Annotated in this window: 17 protein-coding genes; 15 read left to right on the plus strand and 2 right to left on the minus strand. The window is 70.1% G+C overall.

The features are described from left to right. The first annotated feature begins 336 nt into the window (after positions 1–336). From ACIF9R_RS10090 to serA, 5 genes are all read left to right on the plus strand, one after another. Positions 337–3,324, plus strand: coding sequence for a putative bifunctional diguanylate cyclase/phosphodiesterase (locus tag ACIF9R_RS10090; protein ID WP_399976950.1), 2,988 nt, complete (start codon positions 337–339; stop codon positions 3,322–3,324). Between the two features lie 231 nt (positions 3,325–3,555). Continuing rightward, a complete protein-coding gene (locus ACIF9R_RS10095; protein ID WP_399976953.1) occupies positions 3,556–5,406 on the plus strand; it encodes an acetolactate synthase large subunit in 1,851 nt (616 codons plus the stop codon). Between the two features lie 21 nt (positions 5,407–5,427). Continuing rightward, positions 5,428–5,952: an acetolactate synthase small subunit gene (ilvN, locus tag ACIF9R_RS10100; protein WP_024888027.1), complete on the plus strand. Its 525-nt coding sequence runs from the start codon at positions 5,428–5,430 to the stop codon at positions 5,950–5,952. A gap of 121 nt (positions 5,953–6,073) precedes the next feature. Then, entirely contained in the window at positions 6,074–7,072 is a 999-nt protein-coding gene (ilvC, locus tag ACIF9R_RS10105; RefSeq protein WP_399976956.1) for a ketol-acid reductoisomerase, read from the plus strand. Between the two features lie 258 nt (positions 7,073–7,330). Further along, entirely contained in the window at positions 7,331–8,920 is a 1,590-nt protein-coding gene (gene serA / locus ACIF9R_RS10110; protein WP_399976958.1) for a phosphoglycerate dehydrogenase, read from the plus strand. On the opposite strand, the gene ACIF9R_RS10115 is transcribed toward serA, so the two are convergent. Next, on the minus strand, positions 8,907–10,517 hold the full coding sequence (locus ACIF9R_RS10115; RefSeq protein ID WP_399976960.1) for an MFS transporter: 1,611 nt from the start codon (positions 10,515–10,517) through the stop codon (positions 8,907–8,909). The two genes, serA and ACIF9R_RS10115, sit on opposite strands and share 14 nt — an antisense overlap. Before the next feature lie 84 nt (positions 10,518–10,601). Here ACIF9R_RS10115 and ACIF9R_RS10120 point away from each other — a divergent pair, with 84 nt between their 5' ends. The 4 genes from ACIF9R_RS10120 (at position 10,602) to ACIF9R_RS10135 (ending at position 16,498) form a co-directional block, all read left to right on the plus strand. Continuing rightward, entirely contained in the window at positions 10,602–11,204 is a 603-nt protein-coding gene (locus ACIF9R_RS10120; RefSeq protein WP_399976962.1) for a TetR/AcrR family transcriptional regulator, read from the plus strand. A 310-nt stretch (positions 11,205–11,514) separates the two neighbouring features. Continuing rightward, complete coding sequence (locus tag ACIF9R_RS10125) at positions 11,515–13,752, plus strand: transglycosylase domain-containing protein (protein ID WP_399976963.1); 2,238 nt, start codon at positions 11,515–11,517, stop codon at positions 13,750–13,752. Positions 13,753–13,845: 93 nt separating this feature from the next. After that, positions 13,846–15,132, plus strand: coding sequence for a hypothetical protein (locus tag ACIF9R_RS10130; protein ID WP_399976965.1), 1,287 nt, complete (start codon positions 13,846–13,848; stop codon positions 15,130–15,132). Between the two features lie 145 nt (positions 15,133–15,277). Then, a complete protein-coding gene (locus tag ACIF9R_RS10135; RefSeq protein WP_399976968.1) occupies positions 15,278–16,498 on the plus strand; it encodes an amidase domain-containing protein in 1,221 nt (406 codons plus the stop codon). A gap of 24 nt (positions 16,499–16,522) precedes the next feature. Here the strand turns inward: ACIF9R_RS10135 and ACIF9R_RS10140 are convergent, their stop codons facing one another. Next, positions 16,523–17,788, minus strand: a complete 1,266-nt coding sequence (locus ACIF9R_RS10140) for a PucR family transcriptional regulator (protein WP_399976970.1) — start codon at positions 17,786–17,788, stop codon at positions 16,523–16,525. A 138-nt stretch (positions 17,789–17,926) separates the two neighbouring features. On the opposite strand from ACIF9R_RS10140, the gene ACIF9R_RS10145 reads away from it, so the two are divergent. From ACIF9R_RS10145 to cimA, 6 genes are all read left to right on the plus strand, one after another. Next, complete coding sequence (locus tag ACIF9R_RS10145; RefSeq protein ID WP_399976971.1) at positions 17,927–18,853, plus strand: proline dehydrogenase family protein; 927 nt, start codon at positions 17,927–17,929, stop codon at positions 18,851–18,853. 174 nt (positions 18,854–19,027) lie between these two features. After that, on the plus strand, positions 19,028–20,659 hold the full coding sequence (gene pruA, locus ACIF9R_RS10150; RefSeq protein ID WP_399976973.1) for an L-glutamate gamma-semialdehyde dehydrogenase: 1,632 nt from the start codon (positions 19,028–19,030) through the stop codon (positions 20,657–20,659). Positions 20,660–20,960: 301 nt separating this feature from the next. Continuing rightward, positions 20,961–21,092 (plus strand): hypothetical protein, encoded by a 132-nt coding sequence (locus ACIF9R_RS10155; protein WP_399976976.1) that lies wholly within the window; start codon positions 20,961–20,963, stop codon positions 21,090–21,092. Between the two features lie 67 nt (positions 21,093–21,159). Beyond that, complete coding sequence (locus ACIF9R_RS10160; RefSeq protein WP_399976978.1) at positions 21,160–22,203, plus strand: 3-isopropylmalate dehydrogenase; 1,044 nt, start codon at positions 21,160–21,162, stop codon at positions 22,201–22,203. 250 nt (positions 22,204–22,453) lie between these two features. Further along, a complete protein-coding gene (locus ACIF9R_RS10165; RefSeq protein WP_399976980.1) occupies positions 22,454–23,542 on the plus strand; it encodes a branched-chain amino acid aminotransferase in 1,089 nt (362 codons plus the stop codon). Between the two features lie 456 nt (positions 23,543–23,998). Continuing rightward, positions 23,999–25,603 carry a citramalate synthase gene (gene cimA, locus ACIF9R_RS10170; protein WP_399976982.1) on the plus strand — a complete coding sequence of 535 codons (1,605 nt, stop codon included), beginning with the start codon at positions 23,999–24,001 and terminating at the stop codon, positions 25,601–25,603. The last annotated feature ends 35 nt before the right edge of the window (positions 25,604–25,638 follow it).

Below are 25,638 nucleotides of genomic sequence, written 5' to 3' on the forward strand. Positions count from 1 at the left end.
GAACCTATGTCCCTGAGTGACGATCCTGGTGTATCGTCCCGACAGGGGCTGCGCCACTGACCAACGGCGCGGGGGATGGATACGGAGAGTGCGAGGGGGGCGACGGACGATGCACGGCTTGTGGACCAGCGATCCGACGCGGCGGAGCCATCGGTGGCGACCATGGCGCGCGGACGCGCGCAGCCGCGGTCGCCACGGCGGCCGGCACACCCGGCAGGGCGGTCGGCCCGACAGCCCCGGTCTTCCTCGCCGGCCGCATGCCGGCCCCAGGAGGCACGTCCGCCCGGTGCATCGGGGGCCGAAGGGTCCGGGAGCGGCGCGGACCGGGGGAAGCCGGTGAGCGCGCCCACACCGACCCTCGACGGACCACTGCGCCCGCCGCCCGCCGCGCGGGCGCCGCTGCCCGGTGTGCCGGCCGCCGACCGCCGGCCGGGCCCGGTCGCGCAATTCGTCCTGGTGTTCGTCTGCGCGGCCTACGCCGTCGGTGCCGCGTTCGGCTGGGGCTCGGAGCAACTCGCGCTGATCATGGGTGACTTCGGACTGAGTGCCGCCGCGGCTGCCGCGGCCGTCTCCTGCGTCCTCTACGCCCGCAGCCCCCGCACCCGGTTCCGCCCCGCCTGGCTGCTGTTCGGCCTCTCCTCGGCCATGGCCTCCCTGGGCAACCTGGTCTGGGGGTGGTACGAGGTGGTGCTGGGCGTCCCCGTGCCCAGCCCCAGCTACGCCGATCTGTTCTTCCTGTGCTTCGCGCCTCCCGCGATTGTGGGACTGCTGGTACTCGCCAAACGGCCCGTGACCAAGGCCGGCTGGGGCTGTCTCGCCCTGGACGCCTGGCTGATCGGCGGCTCCCTGCTCACCCTCGCGTGGAGCCTCGCCCTCGCCCAGGCCGCCCAGGCCGAGGGCCCCTCGGTCGCGCACACCGCGCTGTCACTGGCGTACCCGCTGCTCGACATCGCCCTGGTCAGCATGGTGCTCGCGCTGCACTTCCGGCGTTCGGCGGTGAACCGGTCCGCGGTCAACACCGCGATCGGCGCCCTCGCGCTGACCGTGATGTGCGACGCCCTGTTCACCTCACCACTGCTGCACGCCGGTTACCGCTCCGGGCAACTGCTCGACGCGGGCTGGTTCGCCGGCTCCCTGCTCCTGGCGTACGCCCCCTGGACCGCGCCGCGCGGAGGCCCGCCCGAGCGGGAGGGGCACACGCGTGTGGTCCGCGAGCACCTGCCGGGGCGGCGTGGCGGGCCGGACCACCCTCATCCGCCCGCGCCCGGTGGCGAGCAGGGCCGGTATCCGCTCTCCCGGCCCATCGCCGGTTCCCTCGCCGCCCTCACGCCGTACCTCGCCGCCGCCGTGTGCACCCTGGGGATCCTCTACAACGTCCTCAACGGCCGCAGCGTGGACCGTGTCGTGCTGATCACCGGGGGCACCGTGGTGCTCGCGCTCGTCGTGCGCCAGGGCATCATGCTGCTCGACAACATCACCCTCACCCAGGAACTGGCGCAGAAGGAGAACCACTTCCGCTCCCTGGTGCAGGGCTCCAGCGATGTCATCATGATCGCCGCGCCCAGCGGCATCCTCCGCTACGTCTCGCCGGCCGCCGCCGGGGTGTACGGCAGTCCCGCGGAGGATCTGGTCGGTACGGAACTGGCCGGTCTCATCCACCCGGAGGACCTCGGCTGTGTCGTGCACGAGGTGCGCCGGTTCCTCGCCGCCAGCCCGGCCGAGGAACCCACGACGCGCATCGAGTGCCGCTTCCGCTCCGGCGACGGTGGCTGGCTGAACGTCGAATCGACCGTCAACCGGCACCACGGTGGCCTCATCTTCAACAGCCGTGACGTGACCGAGCGCGTGCGGCTCCAGGCGCAGCTCCAGCACAACGCGGAGCACGACCCGCTCACCGACCTTCCCAACCGCGCCCTGTTCACCCGGCGCGTCCAGCAGGCGCTGTCCGGCCGCCGGGCCTCGGACCGCGGGGCCGCCCTCAGGGGCACGGCCGTGCTCTTCATCGACCTCGACGGCTTCAAGGGCGTCAACGACACCATCGGGCACCAGGCCGGGGACGAACTGCTCGTCCAGGCCGCCCGCAGACTCCACGACGCGGTGCGCAAGGGCGACACCGCCGCCCGGCTGGGCGGTGACGAGTTCGCGGCCCTGATCGCCGGGGACGGCGTCCGGGACCGGGACGCGCGGGAGCGTCATATGCTGGAGCTCGCCGACCGCCTCAGAGCGGCCCTCTCCCAGCCCTACGTCATCGACGGCAACGATGTCCGGGTCAACGCCTCCATCGGCGTCGCCTTCGCCGAGCCCGGCGTCGGCGCGGGCGAGCTGCTGCGCAACGCGGACCTTGCGATGTACCGGGCGAAGGCGGCCGGCAAGGGCCGGGTGGAGCTGTACAGGCCGCACATGCAGCAGGACGTCGTCCGCAAGGCGGAGCTGGCCACGCGGCTGCGCGCGGCACTGCACCACGGTGAGTTCGCCCTGCTGCACCAGCCGGTGGTGTGTCTGGCGGACGGCCGGATCACCTCGGTCTGCGCCCAGGCGCGCTGGCGCTCGTCCCAGGGCGTGCTCTTCACGCCCGCGGAGTTCCTGCGGGTTGCCGAGGACAGCGAGAAGACCGCCGAGCTGGGCCGGTGGGTGCTGGAGGAGGCCGTCGAGCAGGCCGCCGAACGGCACGCGACCGGTCTGCCGGTACCCGTGGCGGTCCGGCTGAGCGCCCACCGGCTGCTGGACCGGTCGCTGCCGCTGGGCTCGATCGAGGCCCTGCTCACCCGGCACGGGCTGCCGTCCGGCTCCCTGGTCGTCGAGCTGGCCGATACCGACCCCCGGGTCCCGCTCGACGAGCTGGAGCGCCGGCTGACCGTCCTCAAGCGGCTCGGTGTCAGGATCGCGCTCGACGGCTTCGGCGGCGGACTCGCGGCGATCACCGCGCTCAGACGGCTCCCCGTGGACGTACTCAAGCTCGACCGCAGCCTGGTCGACGGGGTGGTGGAGTCCGTGCGGCTGCACAAGATCACCGGAGGACTGCTGCGGATCGCCTCCGACCTCGGGATGCACTCCGTGGCCATGGGAGTGGATTCGCCCGAGCAGGCCACGGCCCTGCGCGCGATGGGCTGTACGCACGGTCAGGGCACGGCCTTCTACGGACCGCTGGACGAGTACCGGCTGCGCAGGGCGCTGGCCGCCGGGTACTGTCCGGTGCCGCGCGAACCGGCCGAGCCCATGTTCGTCGGCGGCGGGCCGGGCGTGTACTCCGCGGGAGCGACCGCCGTACTCCAAGGTGGTACGGCACTCCGCTCACATCATGAGACTCCCGTCCCACCCACTTGACAGTGGGTGCGCGCCGGGTGGAGGGTCGTTTCCATGCGCACCCGAATTCTCGTACTTGGACAGCGCGTCGGCTGACGCTGAGCCCTGATCGCTCAGCGACCACCCACCCGGCGCGCTTCCCCTCGCTTGCCTTTCGGCACGAGGGGTTTTTTGTTGCACAGGCACCTGCCGAGCAGCACGCGTCACCCGCACGAACTTCGCAAAAACCCTCAGCATCGAGAAGAGAAGCCGATGACCGAGCAGGCCACCGGGGCCCATCACCCGCAGCCCCGGCCCCGATCCGGAGGACAGTCCGCACCCGTCGAGCACGTCACGGGCGCACAGTCCCTCATTCGCTCTCTCGAGGAGGTCGGCGCCGACACGGTATTCGGCATTCCCGGCGGTGCGATCCTTCCCGCCTACGACCCGCTGATGGACTCCACCCGGGTCCGGCACGTCCTGGTCCGGCACGAGCAGGGCGCCGGCCACGCGGCCACCGGTTACGCGCAGGCCACCGGCAGGGTGGGCGTCTGCATGGCGACCTCAGGACCCGGCGCCACCAACCTGGTCACCCCGATCGCCGACGCGCACATGGACTCCGTGCCGGTGGTCGCGATCACCGGCCAGGTCGCCTCCAAGGCGATCGGCACGGACGCCTTCCAGGAGGCGGACATCGTCGGCATCACCATGCCGATCACCAAGCACAACTTCCTGGTCACCAAGGCCGAGGACATCCCGCGGGTGATCGCGCAGGCGTTCCACATCGCCTCCACCGGCCGCCCCGGCCCGGTGCTGGTGGACATCGCCAAGGACGCCCTCCAGGCGAAGACCACCTTCTCCTGGCCGCCCACCATGGACCTGCCCGGCTACCGGCCCGTCACCAAGCCGCACGCCAAGCAGATCCGGGAGGCCGCCAAGCTGATCACCGCCGCGAAGCGGCCGGTGCTCTACGTCGGCGGCGGAGTCATCAAGGCCGGCGCCACCGCCGAGCTGAAGGTCCTCGCGGAACTCACCGGAGCTCCCGTCACCACCACCCTGATGGGACTCGGCGCATTTCCCGACAGCCACGAGCTGCACGTGGGAATGCCGGGCATGCACGGTGCGGTCACCGCCGTCACCGCGCTGCAGAAGGCCGACCTGATCGTCGCCCTCGGAGCCCGCTTCGACGACCGCGTCACCGGCAAGCTGGACAGCTTCGCCCCGTACGCCAAGATCGTCCACGCCGACATCGACCCGGCGGAGATCGGCAAGAACCGCGCCGCCGACGTGCCGATCGTCGGTGACGCCCGCGAGGTCCTCGCCGACATCGTCCAGGCCGTCCAGAAGGAGCACGCCGAGGGCAACCGCGGCGACTACACCGCCTGGTGGAAGGACCTGAACCGCTGGCGCGAGACCTACCCGCTCGGCTACGACCAGCCCGAGGACGGCTCGCTCTCCCCGCAGCAGGTCATCGAGCGCATCGGGCAGCTGGCGCCCGAGGGCACGGTCTTCGCGGCCGGTGTCGGCCAGCACCAGATGTGGGCCGCGCACTTCATCCGGTACGACAAGCCCGCCACCTGGCTGAACTCCGGCGGCGCCGGGACCATGGGCTACGCGGTTCCGGCCGCCATGGGCGCCAAGGCCGGCGTGCCCGACCGCGCCGTCTGGGCGATCGACGGCGACGGCTGCTTCCAGATGACCAACCAGGAGCTCACCACCTGCGCCCTGAACAACATCCCGATCAAGGTCGCCATCATCAACAACGGCGCCCTCGGGATGGTCCGCCAGTGGCAGACCCTGTTCTACAACCAGCGGTACTCCAACACGGTGCTGCACTCCGGCCCCGGCGCGGGCGCCGCGGAGAAGAGCGCGGGCACCCGGGTCCCCGACTTCGTGAAACTGTCCGAGGCCATGGGCTGCCACGCGATCCGCTGCGAGGACCCCGCCGACCTCGACAAGGTCATCGAGGAGGCGAACTCCATCAACGACCGCCCGGTCGTCGTGGACTTCATCGTCCACGAGGACGCGATGGTGTGGCCGATGGTCGCCGCCGGCACCTCCAACGACGAGATCATGGCCGCCCGGGACGTCCGCCCCGACTTCGGCGACAACGAAGACGACTGAGAGCCGTAAAGGAAGCAGATCATGTCCAAGCACACGCTCTCCGTCCTGGTGGAGAACACCCCCGGCATCCTGGCCCGGATCGCCGCCCTGTTCTCCCGCCGCGGCTTCAACATCGACTCCCTCGCCGTCGGTGTCACCGAGCACCCCGACATCTCCCGCATCACCATCGTGGTCAGCGTCGACGAGTTCCCGCTGGAGCAGGTGACCAAGCAGCTCAACAAGCTCGTCAACGTGCTGAAGATCGTCGAGCTCGAACCCGGGCACGCCGTCCAGCGTGAACTCGTTCTGGTGAAGGTGCGCGCCGACAACGAGACGCGCTCCCAGATCGTCGAGATCGTCCAGCTGTTCCGCGCCAAGACCGTGGACGTCTCCCCGGAGGCCGTGACCATCGAGGCCACCGGCAGCAGCGACAAGCTGTCCGCGATGCTCAAGATGCTGGAGCCGTTCGGCATCAAGGAGCTGGTCCAGTCCGGCACGATCGCGATCGGACGCGGTGCCCGCTCGATCACGGACCGGTCGCTGCGCGCCCTGGACCGGTCGGCGTAAGTCGGGGAAACGGGTGACCGGACGCGACACCGGCCGCCCGTATTCCGAGACTCCGAAACTTCACCTCCCCCCGCCGTCATACGGTGGGACGCAACACCTGCACTCAAGGAGAGAACCCAAAGTGGCCGAGCTGTTCTACGACGCCGACGCCGACCTGTCCATCATCCAGGGCCGCAAGGTCGCGGTCATCGGTTACGGCAGCCAGGGCCACGCCCACGCCCTGTCGCTGCGTGACTCCGGCGTCGATGTGCGCGTCGGTCTGCACGAGGGCTCGAAGTCCAAGGCCAAGGCCGAGGAGCAGGGCCTGCGCGTGGTGAGCCCGTCCGAGGCGGCCGCCGAGGCCGACGTCATCATGATCCTCGTTCCGGACCCGATCCAGGCCCAGGTCTACGAGGAGCACATCAAGGACAACCTGAAGGACGGCGACGCCCTGTTCTTCGGCCACGGCCTGAACATCCGCTACGGCTTCATCAAGCCCCCGGCCGGCGTGGACGTCTGCATGGTCGCCCCGAAGGGCCCGGGCCACCTGGTGCGCCGCCAGTACGAGGAGGGCCGCGGCGTCCCCTGCATCGCGGCCGTCGAGCAGGACGCCACGGGCAACGCCTTCGCGCTGGCCCTGTCGTACGCCAAGGGCATCGGCGGCACCCGCGCGGGCGTCATCAAGACCACCTTCACCGAGGAGACCGAGACCGACCTGTTCGGTGAGCAGGCCGTCCTCTGCGGTGGCACCGCGGCGCTGGTCAAGGCGGGCTTCGAGACCCTGACCGAGGCCGGCTACCAGCCGGAGATCGCCTACTTCGAGTGCCTGCACGAGCTGAAGCTGATCGTGGACCTCATGTACGAGGGCGGCCTGGAGAAGATGCGCTGGTCGATCTCCGAGACCGCCGAGTGGGGCGACTACGTCACCGGCCCGCGGATCATCACCGACGCCACCAAGGCCGAGATGAAGAAGGTCCTCGCCGAGATCCAGGACGGCACGTTCGCCCGGAACTGGATGGACGAGTACCACGGCGGTCTGAAGAAGTACAACGAGTACAAGAAGCAGGACTCCGAGCACCTGCTGGAGACCACCGGCAAGGAGCTGCGCAAGCTGATGAGCTGGGTCGACGAGGAGGCGTGAGCGGATGTGCCCCGCGACGGTGCCGTGTCCGCCCGGCGCCGTCGCGGAGCACTCGCCCACACCCGGCTCCTCACCCGCCGGAGGGGCCGAATCGGTGATCATTCCGCAGAGGCGCAAGACGACCCGCCACGCGCCACTAGACTGTTGAACAACAAACGCGTCAGGCCCACAGCGTCGTGCGTCTTCCACGCGGCTAGCACTTCTTCACCGCCTGCGGCCGTCGGGACGGCCGTCCGCATTGGACTTGTGAGGACTCACGTGAGCTCGAAACCCGTCGTACTCATCGCTGAAGAGCTGTCGCCCGCCACCGTGGACGCGCTCGGGCCGGACTTCGAGATCCGCCACTGCAACGGCGCGGACCGCGCGGAGCTGCTTCCGGCCATCGCCGACGTGGACGCGATCCTGGTCCGCTCGGCCACCAAGGTCGACGCCGAGGCGATCGCCGCCGCGAACAAGCTCAAGGTCGTCGCCCGCGCCGGCGTCGGCCTCGACAACGTGGACGTCTCCGCCGCCACCAAGGCCGGCGTGATGGTCGTCAACGCCCCCACCTCGAACATCGTGACCGCCGCCGAACTCGCCTGTGGTCTGATCGTCGCCACCGCGCGCAACATCCCGCAGGCCAACGCGGCGCTGAAGAACGGCGAGTGGAAGCGCAGCAAGTACACGGGCGTCGAGCTCGCCGAGAAGACCCTCGGTGTGGTCGGTCTGGGCCGGATCGGTGCCCTCGTGGCACAGCGCATGTCCGCCTTCGGCATGAAGGTCGTCGCCTTCGACCCCTACGTACAGCCCGCCCGTGCCGCGCAGATGGGCGTCAAGGTGCTGTCCCTGGACGAGCTGCTCGAGGTCTCCGACTTCATCACCGTCCACCTGCCCAAGACCCCCGAGACCCTCGGTCTGATCGGCGACGAGGCGCTGCGCAAGGTCAAGCCGAGCGTGCGCATCATCAACGCCGCGCGCGGCGGCATCGTCGACGAGGAGGCGCTGTACTCGGCGCTCAAGGAGGGCCGCGTCGCCGGCGCCGGCCTCGACGTGTACGCCAAGGAGCCGTGCACCGACTCCCCGCTGTTCGAGTTCGACCAGGTCGTCTGCACCCCGCACCTCGGCGCCTCCACCGACGAGGCCCAGGAGAAGGCCGGTATCGCCGTCGCCCGCTCGGTGCGCCTCGCGCTCGCCGGTGAGCTGGTCCCCGACGCGGTGAACGTGCAGGGCGGGGTCATCGCCGAGGACGTCAAGCCGGGCCTGCCGCTCGCCGAGCGCCTCGGCCGGATCTTCACCGCGCTCGCCGGTGAGGTCGCGGTCCGCCTCGACGTCGAGGTGTACGGCGAGATCACCCAGCACGACGTGAAGGTGCTGGAGCTCTCCGCGCTCAAGGGTGTCTTCGAGGACGTCGTCGACGAGACCGTGTCCTACGTCAACGCCCCGCTCTTCGCCCAGGAGCGCGGCGTCGAGGTCCGCCTGACCACCAGCTCGGAGTCGGCCGACCACCGCAACGTCGTCACCGTGCGGGGCACCCTCTCCGGCGGCGAGGAGATCTCGGTCTCCGGCACGCTGGCCGGCCCCAAGCATGTGCAGAAGATCGTGGCCGTCGGTGAGTACGACGTGGACCTGGCGCTCGCCGACCACATGGTCGTCCTGCGCTACGAGGACCGTCCGGGTGTCGTCGGCACCGTGGGCCGCGTCCTCGGCGAGGCTGGTATCAACATCGCCGGCATGCAGGTGGCCCGCGCGACGGTCGGCGGCGAGGCGCTCGCCGTACTGACGGTCGACGACACCGTGTCCACCGGGGTGCTGGCCGAACTGTCGGCGGAGATCGGCGCGAACTCCGCTCGGTCGATCAACCTGGTCTGACGACACCGGGCGCCCCGCCCTCACACCCCCGTTCGCCCTGAACGGGCCCGTCCTCGCCGGCCGGGCTGACCTGGTCAGCCCGGCCGGCGCTTTCCGCGCACGGTTCCTCCCGCACCCGCACCCGGCGCAGCGTCACCCACGCCAGCACCGCGGCTCCGGCGAACACCAGCGCGCCCGCGACCGCTGCCCCCCGCATCCCGTGGGTGAACGCCTCCCGCGCCGCCGTTGCCAGGGCCGCTCCCGTCCGTCCGGGCAGCTGCCCCGCGACGGCCAGCGCGCCGCCCAGCGTCTCGTGGGCCGCTGCCGGGGCGGAGCCCGGCATCTCGCCGCGGTACACGGCGGTGCCGATGGAGCCGAGGACCGCCATGCCCAGCGCCCCGCCGAACTCGGCGCCGGTCTCCATCAGGGAGGACGCCGAGCCCGCCCGCTCCACCGGGGCGGCACCCAGCGCGAGATCCATGATCTGGGACATCACCATGGTGACGCCCGAGGCCAGCACGCCGCAGGCGATCAGGACCAGGATCAGCGCGTCCGTGTCCGCGAACCAGAGCAGCGCCCAGCCGCACGCGGCGGCGATGAAGCCGGCCGTCACCACATGGGCGCGATGGACCCCTTCTCGCACCAGACGGGCCGCGAACGGTGCCGCGAAGCCGATGGGTACCGACGGCAGCAGCGCCCACAGGGCCGCCTCCAGGGCACTCTTGCCGAGCACGGACTGGATGTACTGCGTGGTGAAGAACGCGGAGCCCATCATTCCGAACATGGTGACCAGGTTGAGGCCTACGGCGGGGGAGAAGCCGCGTGCCCGGAACAGGGCCGGGGAGATCATCGGGGAGCCGGTGGTCCGCTGCCGGTGCACGAATAGGGCCGCGAAGAGCAGACCGACGGTGACCGACACGACGTACCGCACGTTCCAGCCCTCGGACGGGATCTCCTTGAGTCCGTAGACGACCGGAAGTACGGCGGCCATCGACAGGGGAACGCTCGGCCAGTCGAAGCGCCCGGGTTCGGGATCCCTGGACTCCGGCAGGAGGAGGGGACCGAGGGTCAGCAGCAGCACCATCGCCGGCAGGTTCACCAGGAAGACCGACCCCCACCAGAAGAACTCCACCAGCAGCCCGCTCAGTACGGAGCCGAGCGCCACGCCCGCCGTCAGCACACCGGACCAGACGGCGATTGCCGCCGCCCGCTGCGCGGCGTCCGTGAAGAGCGTGCGGACCAGCGCCAGGGTGGAGGGCATCAGGGTCGCGCCGCCGATGCCGAGTACGGCGCGGGCCCCGATCAGGGCTTCGGGGCTGCGGGCGTAGGCCGCCACCAGGGAGGCCGCGCCGAAGGCGGCGGCTCCGATCAGCAGCAGCCTGCGGCGCCCGACGCGGTCGCCCACCGAGCCCATGGTCATCAGCAGACCGGCCACGGCGAAGGCGTAGATGTCGAAGATCCACAGCAGCTGTGTACCGCTCGGTTCCAGGTCCGCGCTGATGTCGGGGATGGCGAAGTAGAGGACGGAGACGTCCATCGAGACCAGCAGCAGCGGAAGCATCAGGACGGCGAGCGCGGTCCATTCCCGTCGGCCCGCGCGGGGAGGGGTCGTTGTCATACCGGCGACTGTACGCATGTCTTATACGGTTGTATAGAACGCACGTGTAAGACGCCTGTATGGGCAGGTGGGTAGGCTGACGCCATGGGACACCGTGAGGATCTGCTCGAGGGCGCCAAGCGCTGCCTGCTCGCCAAGGGGTTCGTGCGCACCACGGCGCGGGACATCGTCAAGGAGTCGGGGACCAACCTGGCGTCCATCGGTTATCACTACGGGTCCAAGGACGCTCTGCTGGCGCAGGCCTACCTGGAACTGGTGGAGGGCTTGTCCGAGGTCTTCGACGGTGATGTGCGGGGTGCGGACGGCTCGCTGGAGCGCTTCGCCTCGGTGTGGTCGAACATCATCGGCACCATGCGGGACCCGGGCTCGGTGTGGCGGCTCAGCCTGGAGGTCGTGGTCATGGGCGATCAGGTGCCCGAGGTGCGCGACCATCTCTCCCGCGCCCAGCGGGACGGAGCCCGCGGTCTGGTCGCGCTGCTCATGGGCGGCCGCGAGGAGGACGTGCCGGAGCGGGACGTGGACACGCTCGGCAGTCTCTATACGACGTTGCTGATGGGGCTCATGGCGCAGTGGGCCTTCGATCCCGAGCGGGCCCCCGAGGCCGAGCAGCTCACCGAAGGGCTCCGCCGGCTGATCGACTCCGCCGCGGTCACGACCCCAGCCGCGGCGGGGCCGGATCCTTCGTAGCCGTAGCCGTAGCCGTAGCCGTAGCCGTAGCCGTAGCCGTAGCTCACAGCCGATGGCCATAGCCCGTAACCCATGGCCCGTGGCACGGTGTCCTCACCCCGGCCCGTCTGGTGATGAGGGCCTCCCCGACAACCACCCCTGTGAGGCCCGTCGAACTTATATGGTCAGAGGGTTAATAGTGTGTGTGTTGTGTTGTTGGTGAGGTGGGGGAGTGCGGATCGGTGGCCGGTGACTCGGTCGCGGACCGCGACTCTCGTATATTCGTGCGGTCGCCCAGGCGGCCGCACGAAGTGCGGAGGGAGGCACGGGCATGACCCGGGTCGGTCAGGGGGACGGGGACGAGGGGGACAGCGAGACGCTGCCCCCCGCGCCCGACGCCACCATGCAACTCGGGGTCGAGCAGGTGCGGGCGGCTACGGCCGCTGCCGCCGCTGTCGATGCCGCTGCCGATGAGACCATGCAACTGCGCGTGCCCGAGGGCGGCATACCCGAGGGCGGCATACCCGAGCGGGTCGCGCCCGATGCCAGGTCCTCCCGCCGGGCCGCCCGTCGACCCGCTTCCCGCCCCACCTCGCTGCTGCGTGACCGGCTCGAGCCCGTCCTCGGTCCCGTCGCCGCCCTGCTCGGTCCCTACGTGCGCCGGCTGCGCCCGCACTACCCCCGGCCGGGGCGCACGGGGTGGCGCCGCTGGATCCCCTCGTGGCGGCAGACGCTCGGGGGCCTCCTCGCCTCCTTCGGCCTGAGCACCATGTTCCTGGTGGTCGCCTACGCCACCACCGACATCCCGGACGACCTCAACACCTATGCCACCCAGCAGGACAACGTGTACTTCTGGGCCGACGGCACCCCGCTGGCCCGTACCGGCTGGGTGCAGCGGCAGGCGATGCCGCTGGAGGAGATCCCCGAGGACGTCCGCTGGGCCGTACTCGCCGCCGAGAACGACACGTTCTACAGCGACCCGGGCATCTCCATGAAGGGCATCACGCGCGCCGTGTTCCGCACTCTGGGCCAGGGTGACACGGAGGGCGGCTCCACCATCACCCAGCAGTACGTCAAGAACGTCTACCTCAGCCAGGACCGCACGATCGGCCGCAAGTTCGACGAGGCGATGATCGCGCTCAAGCTCGACAACGAGATGAGCAAGGACAAGATCCTGGAGGGCTACCTCAACACCAGCTGGTACGGCCGGGGCACCTACGGCATCCAGCGCGCCGCACAGGCCTACTACGGCAAGGAGGTCCAGGACCTCGACGTCAGCGAGGCCGCCTTCCTCTCCTGCCTCCTCAAGGGCGCCGGCCTGTACGACCCCACGCTCAGCGCGGCCAATCGCGAGCGGGCGGTGGAGCGCTGGTCGTGGATCCTCGACCGGATGGTGTCGATCGGCAAGCTGTCGCCGCGGGAACGCGCCGAGTACCGGGAGTTCCCCGAACCGCTGGAGAGCAACCCGCTGTACGACACGGGTGAGCAGAGCGACTATCTGGTGCAACTCGCCGCCCAGTACGTCAAGAAGAACGCGAAGATCTCCGAGCGGGACTTCGACCTCGGTGGCTACCAGATCTACACGACGTTCGAGAAGGGTCGCGAGGAAAGCCTCACCAAGGCCGTCACCAAGGCCCGTGAGCAGGGCCGGAAGGATCATCCGAAGGTCGCGGGAGACGCCCACTACGGTGCCGCCTCCGTCTCCGCCGACGGCAGGATCCTGGCCGTTCACGGCGGTCCCGACCACCGCAAGCAGGGCTACAACGAGTCCAACGCGACCACCGTGCCCGCGGGTTCGGCGTTCCAGCCGTTCGTGTATGCCGCCGGCCTGGAGCACGGGGTGCGCAAGACCCGTGACGGCGAGCGCACGCCGGTGACCGGCGAGACCCTCTACAACGGCGACGACGGGGTTCCCGTCACCACGCCCGAGGGCCCCTACTGGGACCGCAGCGGCCGCAAGGTCGCCGCCCGCAACGACGGCGGCAAGTCCTACGGCCAGATCTCCCTGCACCGGGCGCTGGCCCTGTCCGTCAACACCCCCTTCATGCAACTGGGCATGGACACCGGGCTGGACAAGGTCCGCGCCACCGCCGAGGCCGCGGGGCTGCTCTCCTCCAGCATCGGCGCCCAGGTGCCCACCCTGGCCACCGGCAGCTCCACCCCCAGCGCCATTCGCATGGCCAGCGGTTACGCCACCTTCGTCGCCGACGGGGTGCACACCGAGCCCTACTCGGTACGGAAGATCACCCACAACGGCCACAAGGTGGCCCTCCCCCGTCCCGCCGCCCGTCGCGCGGTGAGCGAGGACACGGCCCGCGCGGTCCAGTCCGCCCTGACCGACGCGTCCCGCACCGCCCACCCGGACGCTCCGGAGGGGGCCGCCGGCAAGGCGGGAACGACCGAGAAGGACACCGCGGCCTGGTACGTCGGCAGCGTGAAGAAGGTGACCACCGCTGTCGTCGTCTACCGCATCGATCTGAAGGAGAGCCTCGAACCCCTGCCGATCAAGGGCCTGGGCGGCACACCCGCCGACAGCGTCCCGTACGGCATCTGGTCCAGTGCCCACTGACCGCGGGGCCGGGTCGCCGGTGCGTCCGGAACCGCACCGCACCGGCCCCCGCACCTGCCCCCCCGCCCTCCCCCCACAGAAGTCGAGCCGCAGATGAAGCAGCCGTCGGGCCGCCGCCGCAAGGCCCGAGCACCCCGCCCTCCAGTCGCCCGCCGAAACCTCCTCGGCCTGACGGCGGCCCTCGTCGTCGCCTCCCTCGTCGTCGGCTACCTGCTCCTCGCCCGTGACGACCGCACCGCCCCCACCGCGTCCGCCAAGGACGGTTCACCGAAGCGGTCGGCCCCGCGGGCGACCGGGGAGCCGGAGTGGGACGGCAGGACCGAAGTGATCGGTGACGGCTCGACCTCGTACACCGGGCCCCAGGAGAACCAGCTCAAGGCGGAGCCGCTCAAGCCCGGGCAGAAGCCGCCCCAGTTCGTGGTCTTCTCCTGGGACGGCGCGCTCCAGGGCGACGACGGGCTCTTCGCCCACTTCCGGGAGACGGCCGAGCAGTACGACGCCCACATGACCTTCTTCCTCACGGGCATCTATCTCCTGCCCAAGAGCCAGAAGGACCTGTACGACCCGCCGCAGCACCCCACCGGCAGCGCGGCGATCAGCCTCCCCACCGACGAACACATCCGTACCACCCTGGAACAGCTCTCGGGCGCCTGGAAGGACGGCCACGAGATAGGCACCCACTTCAACGGCCACTTCTGCGGCAGCAAGGGCGGCGGTGACTGGAGCACGGAGGAGTGGAAGAGCGAGATCGACCAGTTCTACGGGTTCGTGAAGAAGTGGAAGACCAACACCGGCTTCACCGACATCGATCCGCTGCCCTTCGACATCGAGAAGGAGGTCGTCGGCGGCCGTGCCCCCTGCCTGGAGGGCCAGGCCAACCTGCTGAAGGTGGCCAAGGAATACGGCTGGCGCTACGACGCCAGCTCCGCCGGTGACTTCCAGATCTGGCCGACGAAGAAGAACGGCGTCTGGGACTTTCCGCTCCAGATGCTGCCGTACGAGGGCGGCAAGTACCAGGGGCTGTCCATGGACTTCAACTTCCTCTACAACCAGTCCGAAGGGGAGACCGAGGGCGACCCGGCCCAGTACCCGCGGTGGCAGCAGGAGACCTTTGACACCTATATGGGCGGCTTCAACCGCGTCTACTACGGCAGCCGGGCACCGCTGTTCGTCGGCAACCACTTCGAGGAGTGGAACGGCGGCATCTACATGAAGGCCGTCGAGGAGGTCATCAAGACCGTGTGCCCGAAGAAGGACGTCAAGTGCGTGTCGTTCAGGGAGCTCGCGGACTGGATGGACGTCCAGAAGCCGGCCACGCTGCAGCGGCTGCGTACCCTGGATCCGGCGCAGTCCCCGAACTGGTCCACGGTCGTGAAGTGACCGGCGGCGGGCCCGTGCGGGCGAAGTGGTGACGGTCCGGTAACTACCGTGCGGGTAAAGGCGACACCCCCTTCACATCAGTCACATGCGGCATGCGAGACTCCGCTCACTCGGCAACAATCCGCCGGGAAAGAGGGGAGCTTCAGTGAAGTCAAGAAGGCTGAGCCGTACGCGGCGCCGCGCGACCATACTCACGGCGGCCGCCGCTTCGGCCATCGCGGGAGCGGCGCTGCTTCCCAACTGGAGTGCGGGCGCCTCCACCACGACCGAGCCCACGGTGGACGCCCGGACGAAGGCAACGTTCCAGCAGCTGGCCGACGCGGTCTTCACCGACCGCACCAACGCGCTGGTGGACAGGCCCGGCAAGGGAAAGAAGTCGCTGACCGACGGCTTCTCCGGCAAGGTCGCGCTGTCCTCCGGGACGGCCCGCGTCGAGGACAAGGCCCTGAACCGGCTCGGTGACCGCAGGGACCGGCTCGCGAAGCACGGCGAGAAGTACAGCGCGGCCAACACCACCGTCACGCTGAACAAGGCCCGTGTCACCGGCCGCAAGGCCGTTGTCGCGGTCACCGAGACCACGACGCTGACGTACAAGAAGGTCCGCGGCGACGAGCCGAGGACGACCGGGTTCCAGGCGGACCACGAGCTGACCTTCGAGGCCGACCGGCGCGGCAACTGGCGTCTGACCGGCGTCCGCGAGGCCGGCGACGACCAGCTCGCGGTCAACCAGCCGGACCCGCCCGCGGTCGACCCCGCGCCCATCGCCACACCCACGCCCACGCCCACGGCGTCCGCTTCCACCAAGGCCGCGGCCACCACCACGCCGTCGTCCCCGCGGGCGGCCACCACCCGGCCCGCTCCGGCCGCTCCGAAGAACCTCACGGGCGGCGAGTACGACTACAAGGCGATGGCCGCCTACGCGGAGAAGCACTGGCGCGACTACAACCCGGACTACCCGAGCTTCGACGGGCAGGGCGCCGGCGGTGACTGCACCAACTTCGTCAGCCAGTCGCTGAAGGCGGGCGGCTGGAAGCACGTGCCCGGCTATGTGTACGACTACACCAGGTGGTTCGGCAACGCCAGCATCCAGTCGCACTCGTTCATCGGGGTCAACGAGTGGTCCTGGTTCGGGCTGAACTCCGAGCGTGTCACCAGCCTCGCCAACGTGTACCAGATGGACGTCGGGGACGTGCTCCAGGTGGACTTCGACAAGGACGGGTCCAAGGACCACACGATGATCGTCACGTACCGCAGCCAGCAGGGCGTGCCGTACCTGACGTACCACTCCACCAACACCAACCGCCGGTCGGTGTCGAGCATCATCGCCTCGTACCCGAACGCCGCTTACTACGCCTACCGCACCTGAGCGGGCGCCCGGACGGCAGACCGGTCAGAGCCGCGCCGCCTTGAGCGCCATGTGCAGCAGCAGGCGGTTCTCGCCGTCGTCCAGGTCGAGGCCCGTGAGCTTCTCGATCCGCGACAGGCGGTAGTAGAGCGTCTGGCGGTGAATGCCCAGCTCGGCCGCCGTACGGCCGGCCTGGCCCGCACAGTCCAGGTAGATCTCGGCGGTGCGGGCCAGCTCGGTGTGCGTGGGGGAGAGCAGCGGGCTCACGGCGGGGTCACGGGCGGAACCCGGGGGCAGCGCCGTCAGCAGCCGGAAGGGGCCGATCGACGCCCATGAGGCGACCGGTCCCAGCCGGGGCTCGGCCAGCGCCGCCCGCGCCGAGGCCGCTGCCTCCTCCCACGCCGTGCCCAGCTCGGCGAGGCCCGCCCGGGGAGCGGCGATCCCGGCGGCCACCGCGGAACCACCGCCCCGGCCGCCCGGACCGCTGTCCCGCACCCGTTCCAGCAGCCGCGAGGCCGCGGTCGTCGCGGGGGCCGGTACGTCCGTCGAGCGCAGCCGCAGCAGCAGGGCCAGGGACAGGGCCTCTCCCGCTCCGTCAGGGGCGTGGGAGGCCCTGTCCCACGGCAGGGTGCACAACGCGGTGGCCCCCGGCACCGTACGGACCGACGGGGCGTCGTCGGGGTCGACGGAGGGCCAGGGGGCGACACAGACCACGGTGTGCGGACCGTCGGCCCGGTTGCCGAGGGCGGAGCGCAGCTCGGCAAGGGCCATCTCCCGCTGCCAGCCCCGCTGTGCGGTGAGCACCGCCCGCAGTTCGCGGGTGAGGTCGGCGCCGTGCTGCGCCTCGTCCGCCAGCAGCGCCCCGATCCGCAGGGTCACCCGCATGGCCGCGTCCAGCTGCTGGTCCGAGGGGCCCGGGTCGTCGTCGAGCAGCCAGACGTAACCGAGGACGACACCCCGATGGCGTACCGGCAGGCAGACACGCCCCCGGTGCACGCCTGCCTCGGGGGTGCGCGGGATACGGACCGGGCCGGTCGCGCGCGTGATGCCGAAGCCTTCGAACCAGGAGCGGACCGCGGCCGTGGAACGGCGGGTCAGGATCGACCGGGTGCGTACCGGGTCCAGCGCGGACGGATCGAGATCGCCCTCGCTGTCGTACGCCCCGAAGGCGATCAGCTCGAAATCGCGGTTCTCCAGGGTCGCCGGAGCGCCGAGCAGCTCCGAGATCTCGTCCACCAGCTCCTGGTAGTCATCCCTGTGTTCCGACGTCACCCCGGGCATTCTGCCGCACCACCCGAGCCCTTCATACATCTGTCTGAGATCTGCCGCACGGATGCGTGACAGCTGTCGATGGCCCACGATCGGGGTCATCCTTAGGTTTCACGGTGGTTCTCCGTTCCGTTCCCGAAAGGTCGGGTGACGGCCTCGTGCAGCTTGTGGAGGTGCCCCGTGCTGGGTCCCGTGATTCTCGCCGCGTCGCGCAGCGATCGGATGCGACGCCTGATCTCGGCGGCACCGGTCACCAAGCAGGTCGTGGACCGGTTCATCCCCGGTGAGACCGTCGAGGAGATCCTGCCGATCATCGAGGAGCTCACCGGCAACGGCCTGGAACTGACCATGGACGTCGTGGGTGAGGACATCACCACCCCCGAGCAGGCCGCCGCGGCGCGGGACGCGTATCTGGAGCTGATCGACCGGATCGGACCGCTGGAGCTGGGCAGCCGTGCCGAGATGTCGGTGAAGCTGTCGATGTTCGGGCAGGCGCTCCCCGGCGGTCACGAGCTGGCGCTCGCCAACGTCCGCCCGGTCGTCGAGGCCGCCGCCGGGATCGGCACCACGGTCACGCTGGACGCCGAGGACCACACCACCCTCGACTCGATGTTCGCCATCCACGAGGAACTGCGGAAGGACGCCCCGCAGACGGGCTGTGTCATCCAGGCCTACCTCTTCCGCACCGAGGAGGACGCGCGCCGCCTCGCCGCGGCAGGCAGCCGCGTACGGTTGGTGAAGGGCGCCTACAAGGAGCCCGCAGAGGTCGCACACCAGCAGAGGCACGAGATCGACAAGGCGTACGTGCGGATCCTGCGGACGCTGATGGAAGGCGACGGATATCCGATGATCGGGTCCCACGACCCGCGTCTGATCTCCATCGCCCAGGAGCTGGCCCGCACCGCCGGGCGCAAGCTCGACGAGTACGAGTTCCAGATGCTCTACGGCATCCGCGGCGAGGAACACCTGCGACTGGCCGCCGAGGGCCACCGCATGCGGGTGTACACGGCCTACGGCACCGACTGGTACGGCTACTTCATGCGGCGTCTTGCGGAGAAGCCGGCGAACCTGCGCTTCTTCGTGCGGAGCGTGATCAGCCGTGGCTGAGCGGACGTGGCTGTGCCGCGGTCTTGGTTCCGGCCGGGGGTCCGGGGGTTGTCCCCCGGGAAAGCACGGTATGCCGCGGCCGGCGGAGAAGCCGGCGAACCCGCGCTTCTTCGCGCGAAGCATGATCACCAAGGGCTGACACCACACCGCTCACGACAAGGAGTTACGCCACCCATGGACGCTGTGACCCAGGTCCCCACCCCCGTCAACGAGCCGGTGCACGGCTACGCCCCCGGGACGCCCGAGCGCGCCCGGCTGGAGGCCAAGCTCAAGGAACTGGCCGACAACCCGATCGACCTCCCCTGCACCATCGGCGGCGAGAAGCGGATGGGCGGCGGCGAGCGTTTCGACGTCGTGCAGCCGCACAACCACAAGGCCCGCTTGGGTACCTACGCCAACGCCACCCGGCAGGACGCGCAGGACGCCGTCGACGCGGCCCTGGCCGCCGCGCCCGCCTGGCGCGCGATGTCCTTCGACGACCGCGCGGCGATCATCCTGCGCGCCGCCGAACTGCTGTCCGGCCCGTGGCGCGAGACCATCGCCGCCTCGACCATGCTGGGCCAGTCCAAGACGGCCCAGCAGGCCGAGATCGACAGCCCCTGCGAGCTGATCGACTTCTGGCGCTTCAACGTCCACTACGCCCGGGGCATCCTGGCCGAGCAGCCTCCGGCCAACTCGCCGGGCGTGTGGAACCGTATGGACCACCGCCCGCTGGAGGGGTTCGTCTACGCGATCACGCCCTTCAACTTCAGCGCGATCGCGGCCAACCTGCCCACCGCCCCGGCCCTGATGGGCAACGTGGTGGTCTGGAAGCCGTCCCCGACGCAGACCCACGCCGCCGTGCTCCTCATGGAGTTGCTGGAGGAGGCCGGTCTGCCCAAGGGCGTCATCAACCTGGTCACCGGTGACGGCATCGAGGTCTCCGAGGTCGCGCTGGTCCACCGGGACCTGGCCGGCATCCACTTCACCGGCTCGACCAAGACGTTCCGGCACCTGTGGAAGACGGTCGGCAACAACATCGAGAAGTACCGCACCTACCCGCGTCTGGTCGGCGAGACCGGCGGCAAGGACTTCCTGGTCGCCCACCCGAGCGCCGACCGCGCCGTGCTCAAGACCGCCCTGACCCGGGGTGCCTTCGAGTACCAGGGCCAGAAGTGCAGCGCCACCTCCCGTGCGTACATCCCGGCGTCCATCTGGAACGGCGGCTTCAAGGAGGAGTTCGCCGCCGAGGTCGACCACCTCACCATGGGTGACGTCACCGACCTGTCGAACTTCATGGGCGCCGTCATCGACGAGCGGGCCTTCGCCAAGAACAAGGCCGCGATCGACCGTGCCAAGCAGGACCCGACCTGCACGATCGTGGCGGGCGGCTCCTACGACGACTCGGTCGGCTACTTCGTGCGCCCGACGGTCGTCGAGTGCTCCGACCCGGAGAACGAGGTGTTCCGCACCGAGTACTTCGGCCCGTTCCTCGCCGTCCACGTCTACGAGGACGACACGTACGAGGAGATGCTGACCCAGATGGAGTCGGTGTCCGAGTACGCCCTCACCGGCTCGGTCATCGCGGGCGACCGCGCGGCGGCGGCGTACACGATGGAGAAGCTGCGCTACGCGGCCGGCAACTTCTACATCAACGACAAGTCGACCGGCGCCGTCGTCGGCCAGCAGCCCTTCGGCGGCGGCCGTGCCTCCGGCACCAACGACAAGGCCGGCGCCCCGCAGAACCTGATGCGCTGGACGCTGACCCGCGCCATCAAGGAGACGCTGGTCGCGCCGACCGACTACACGTACCCGCACATGGGCTGACGCCCACCCGACCCCGGACGGGCCAGGTCTCCCCCCCCGACCTGGCCCGTCCGGCATGTTCGCAGGTGGGAGCGGTGTGACCCGGTCCACCGTCTCAGATAGTAGGAAGTCCGAGTAATTGTGCAGACAGGTGCGCCCGGCTCCCCTACTTTTGTAGGAGCCGAACGACCCGCTCGATCGAGCGAAAGCGGTCGTGAGCCGGGCCCGGTGCAGGCAACCCCTGCGGCCCGTCGCTCCCCGCCCCGGCGTCCGTCGTAATCCCCTTTCCGTACTCCGTGTATGCCGAAGGAGTCGATGCGCCATGGCCGAGACGACCATTCGCCGCCGCGTCCGCCACACCTCCCGTACGAGCGAATCCGACCGCAAGAACGCCGCGGCCGCCCTCCAGCGCGCCCTCGACCGCCGGGACAACGGCGGCTCGACCGGCCACTGACACGCCGATGGCGTCCGCATGCCGGACGCCGTATGTCATCCCGTGGGACGAGGAGTAGGGTGCCCGCATGTCTCGCAGCATCAATCTCGCAGTGATCCCCGGTGACGGCATCGGCCAGGAAGTCGTGGCCGAAGGCCTGAAGGTCCTCTCCGCCGTCCTTCCGCAGGATGTGAAGCTGGAGACCAAGAACTACGACTTCGGCGCCAAGCGCTACCACGCCACCGGTGAGACGCTCACCGACGCCGACCTCGACGAACTGAAGCGGCACGACGCGATCCTGCTCGGCGCCATCGGTGACCCGTCGGTCCCCTCCGGTGTCCTGGAGCGCGGCTTCCTGCTCAAGCTCCGGTTCGCCTTCGACCACCATGTCAACCTGCGGCCGAGCAAGCTCCTGCCCGGTGTGGCCACCCCGCTCGCCGGGCAGCCCGAGATCGACTTCGTCGTGGTCCGTGAGGGCACCGAGGGTCCGTACACGGGCAACGGCGGCACCATCCGCAAGGGTACCGAGCACGAGGTCGCCACCGAGGTCTCCGTCAACACGGCCTTCGGTGTCGAGCGCGTGGTCCGTGACGCCTTCGCCCGCGCCCAGGCCCGCCCCCGCAAGAAGCTCACGCTGGTCCACAAGAACAACGTGCTGACCTTCGCCGGCCATCTGTGGACGAACGTCTTCAACAAGGTGGCCGAGGAGTTCCCCGAGGTCACCACCGACTACATCCACGTCGACGCCGCGACGATCTACCTCGTCACCGACCCGGCCCGCTTCGACGTCATCGTCACCGACAACCTCTTCGGCGACATCATCACCGACCTCGCCGCGGCCGTCTCCGGCGGTATCGGCGTTGCCGCGAGCGGGAACATCAACCCCGCCGGCGTGTTCCCGTCCATGTTCGAGCCGGTGCACGGCTCGGCCCCGGACATCGCCGGCCAGGGCAAGGCCGACCCGAGTGCCACGGTCCTTTCCGTCGCACTGCTCCTGCGCCACCTCGGTCACCACGCCGAGGCCGCCCGTATCGAGGACGCCGTCTCCGCCGACCTCGCGGAGCGCGGCGGTCTGCCCGCCCGCAGCACCTCGGAGATCGGCGACGCACTCGCCGCACGAGTAGCCGGCTGACCCGGCGCCCCTCTCGACACCATTCGAAGCCGCCGGGTCGCAACCGCACCCGGCGGCTTCCCCCTGTCCCCGCCGGGTGTCACCATCGACCACCGGGCCGCATTCACCCCGTTTCTTCCGCCGACGCCTCCGGGCGATAATCGAACGCGGAGCCGCGGAATGAGGGAATGCTCGGACGTCCAAGCACTGGCCACCGGCCGGACGGGCGTGTGCGCGGCCCGTCACTACAACCGGTGAAGGACACCTACTCATGACGACGCCCACGATCGAGCTCAAGCCCTCGGCCCACCCGCTCTCCGACGCGGAGCGCGAGGCGATCCTGGCCAGCCCCGGGTTCGGCCGCCACTTCACCGATCACATGGTGACGATCAAGTGGACCGAGGGCCGCGGCTGGCACGACGGCCGGCTCGTCCCGTACGCGCCGATCTCCCTCGACCCCGCGACCACGGTGCTGCACTACGCGCAGGAGATCTTCGAGGGCCTGAAGGCCTACCGCCGGCCCGACGGATCCGTTGCCACCTTCCGCCCGGAGAAGAACGCCGAGCGCTTCCAGCGGTCCGCGCGCCGTCTCGCCATGCCCGAGCTGCCGGTCGAGACCTTCATCGAGGCGTGCGACGCCCTGGTCGAACAGGACAAGGCGTGGGTGCCGGCGCACGGCGGCGAGGAGTCCCTGTATCTGCGCCCGTTCATGATCGCGACCGAGGTCGGGCTGGGCGTGAAGCCCGCCAACGAGTACCTGTTCCTGGTCATCGCCTCCCCGGCCGGTGCCTACTTCCCGGGCGGGGTGAAGCCGGTCTCCATCTGGGTCTCCGAGGACCGTGTCCGCGCCGTCCCCGGCGGCATGGGCGACGCCAAGACCGGTGGCAACTACGCGGCCTCCCTGCTGGCCCAGGCCGAGGCCGCAGCGAAGGGATGCGACCAGGTCTGCTACCTCGACGCCGTGGAACACAAGTGGGTCGAGGAACTGGGTGGCATGAACCTGTACTTCGTCTACGGTGACAAGATCGTCACCCCCACCCTCACCGGCTCCATTCTGGAGGGCGTCACCCGGGACTCCCTGCTGACCGTCGCCCGCGACCTCGGTTACGAGGCGGTCGAGGAGCGGGTCTCCGCAGAGCAGTGGCAGCGCGACACGGCGAACGGCAGCCTCACCGAGGTCTTCGCCTGCGGCACGGCGGCCGTGATCACCCCGGTCGGCACCGTGAAGAGGGACGGCGCCCAGTGGCAGCAGAGCGGGGGCGAGCCCGGCGAGGTCACGCTCCGCCTGCGGCAGGCGCTGCTCGACATCCAGCGCGGAACCGCCGAGGACCGGCACGGCTGGATGCACACCCTGGCGTAGGCGCGGGCTCCGGGGCCGGGCGGGCACCGGGGGCGGGACTCCCCCCTCGGCCCCCGTGCCTGTCCTCCCCACCCACCACCCTGCTCGGCGGGCCGAGAAGCGGGCATTCCGGTTCCCGCCCCGGCCCCCCGCCCGGTCCCGGACGGCTCGAAGTCCTCGGGGCCGCCCGCATCCTGAGACGGATCGTGAGCGCGGGGGCGGTTGTGCCAGACTGCCTCCGTGCTCTCGTTCGCCACGATTATTGGCAGCAGGCGCGCCGGTCCGCAGTGACCGCACGTACGACACCGTACGGGCGGACACCGTCGTCCTCGACCCGCGCGCAGACCTCTCGCACCCGCGAGAGGTTTTTCTGTTTCCTGGCCCAACCGCAGCCGGGGGACGAGCGTGAGGGACCATGGGAGAACGGTGGAACCGGTCATTCCGGTAGACCGAGATCAATTCAGGAGCCTTCAGACCATGACCGCAACCAGCGAGCCCGACGACTCGTTCCACGTCTTCGACACCACCCTGCGCGACGGCGCCCAGCGTGAGGGCATCAACCTCACCGTCGCCGACAAGCTGGCCATCGCACGGCACCTGGACGAGTTCGGCGTCGGTTTCATCGAGGGGGGCTGGCCCGGCGCGAACCCCCGGGACACCGAGTTCTTCGCCCGTGCCCAGCAGGAGATCGAGTTCCGGCACGCGACGCTGGTCGCCTTCGGCGCCACCCGCCGCGCAGGCACCACCGCGGAGCAGGACCCGCAGGTCAGGGCGCTGCTCGACTCCGGCGCGCAGGTGATCACGCTGGTCGCGAAGTCCCACGACCGTCATGTCGAGCTCGCGCTGCGCACCACCCTCGACGAGAACCTGGCGATGGTCCGGGACACGGTGTCCTTCCTCAAGGGGCAGGGCCGCCGGGTCTTCGTCGACTGCGAGCACTTCTTCGACGGCTACCGCGCCAACCCCGAGTACGCGAAGTCGGTCGTCCGCGCCGCCTCCGAGGCCGGTGCCGACGTCGTCGTCCTGTGCGACACCAACGGCGGCATGCTCCCCGCGCAGATCCAGGCCGTGGTCGCCACCGTGCTGGCCGACACCGGTGCCCGGCTCGGCATCCACGCCCAGGACGACACCGGCTGCGCCGTCGCCAACACCCTCGCCGCCGTCGACGCCGGTGCCACCCACGTCCAGTGCACCGCCAACGGCTACGGCGAGCGGGTCGGGAACGCCAACCTGTTCCCCGTCGTGGCGGCCCTGGAGCTGAAGTACGGCAAGAAGGTCCTCCCGGACGGCCGGCTGCGTGAGATGACCCGGATCTCGCACGCCATCGCCGAGGTCGTCAACCTCACCCCCTCCACCCACCAGCCGTACGTCGGCGTCTCCGCCTTCGCGCACAAGGCGGGCCTGCACGCCTCCGCGATCAAGGTCGACCCCGACCTGTACCAGCACATCGACCCCGAGCAGGTCGGCAACACCATGCGCATGCTGGTCTCCGACATGGCAGGCCGCGCCTCCATCGAGCTCAAGGGCAAGGAACTCGGCATCGACCTCGGCGGCGACCGCGAACTGGTCGGCCGGGTCGTGGAGCGGGTCAAGGAGCGCGAACTCAACGGCTACACGTACGAGGCCGCCGACGCCTCCTTCGAACTGCTGCTCCGCGCGGAGGCCGAGGGCCGGCCGCTGAAGTACTTCGAGGTCGAGTCCTGGCGCGCGATCGTCGAGGACCGGCCCGACGGCAGCCACGCCAACGAGGCCACCGTGAAGCTGTGGGCCAAGAGCGAGCGCATCGTCGCCACCGCGGAGGGCAACGGCCCGGTCAACGCCCTGGACCGCTCCCTGCGGGTCGCCCTGGAGAAGATCTACCCCCAGCTGGCGAAGCTGGAGCTGGTCGACTACAAGGTCCGCATCCTCGAAGGCAAGCACGGCACACAGTCGACCACCAGGGTCCTGATCTCCACCTCGGACGGGGCGGGGGAGTGGTCGACGGTGGGCGTCGCGGAGAACGTCATCGCCGCGTCCTGGCAGGCGCTGGAGGACGCGTACACCTACGGGCTGCTGCGGGCGGGCGTGGAACCGGCGGCCTAGCGCCGCGGCGGGCAACGTTCGCCCGGTCGCGACGC

The sequence above is a fragment of the Streptomyces sp. NPDC086080 genome (assembly GCF_044540255.1).
Classification (GTDB): domain Bacteria; phylum Actinomycetota; class Actinomycetes; order Streptomycetales; family Streptomycetaceae; genus Streptomyces.

Coding starts and splice junctions, on each gene's coding strand:
- ACIF9R_RS10095 (WP_399976953.1), top strand. CDS start 3,556: ATGACCGAGCAGGCCACCGGGGCCCATCACCCGCAGCCCCGGCCCCGA.
- ilvN (WP_024888027.1), top strand. CDS start 5,428: ATGTCCAAGCACACGCTCTCCGTCCTGGTGGAGAACACCCCCGGCATC.
- ACIF9R_RS10115 (WP_399976960.1), bottom strand. CDS start 10,517: ATGACAACGACCCCTCCCCGCGCGGGCCGACGGGAATGGACCGCGCTC.
- ACIF9R_RS10120 (WP_399976962.1), top strand. CDS start 10,602: ATGGGACACCGTGAGGATCTGCTCGAGGGCGCCAAGCGCTGCCTGCTC.
- ACIF9R_RS10125 (WP_399976963.1), top strand. CDS start 11,515: ATGACCCGGGTCGGTCAGGGGGACGGGGACGAGGGGGACAGCGAGACG.
- ACIF9R_RS10130 (WP_399976965.1), top strand. CDS start 13,846: ATGAAGCAGCCGTCGGGCCGCCGCCGCAAGGCCCGAGCACCCCGCCCT.
- ACIF9R_RS10140 (WP_399976970.1), bottom strand. CDS start 17,788: ATGTATGAAGGGCTCGGGTGGTGCGGCAGAATGCCCGGGGTGACGTCG.
- pruA (WP_399976973.1), top strand. CDS start 19,028: ATGGACGCTGTGACCCAGGTCCCCACCCCCGTCAACGAGCCGGTGCAC.
- ACIF9R_RS10155 (WP_399976976.1), top strand. CDS start 20,961: ATGGCCGAGACGACCATTCGCCGCCGCGTCCGCCACACCTCCCGTACG.
- ACIF9R_RS10160 (WP_399976978.1), top strand. CDS start 21,160: ATGTCTCGCAGCATCAATCTCGCAGTGATCCCCGGTGACGGCATCGGC.
- ACIF9R_RS10165 (WP_399976980.1), top strand. CDS start 22,454: ATGACGACGCCCACGATCGAGCTCAAGCCCTCGGCCCACCCGCTCTCC.
- cimA (WP_399976982.1), top strand. CDS start 23,999: ATGACCGCAACCAGCGAGCCCGACGACTCGTTCCACGTCTTCGACACC.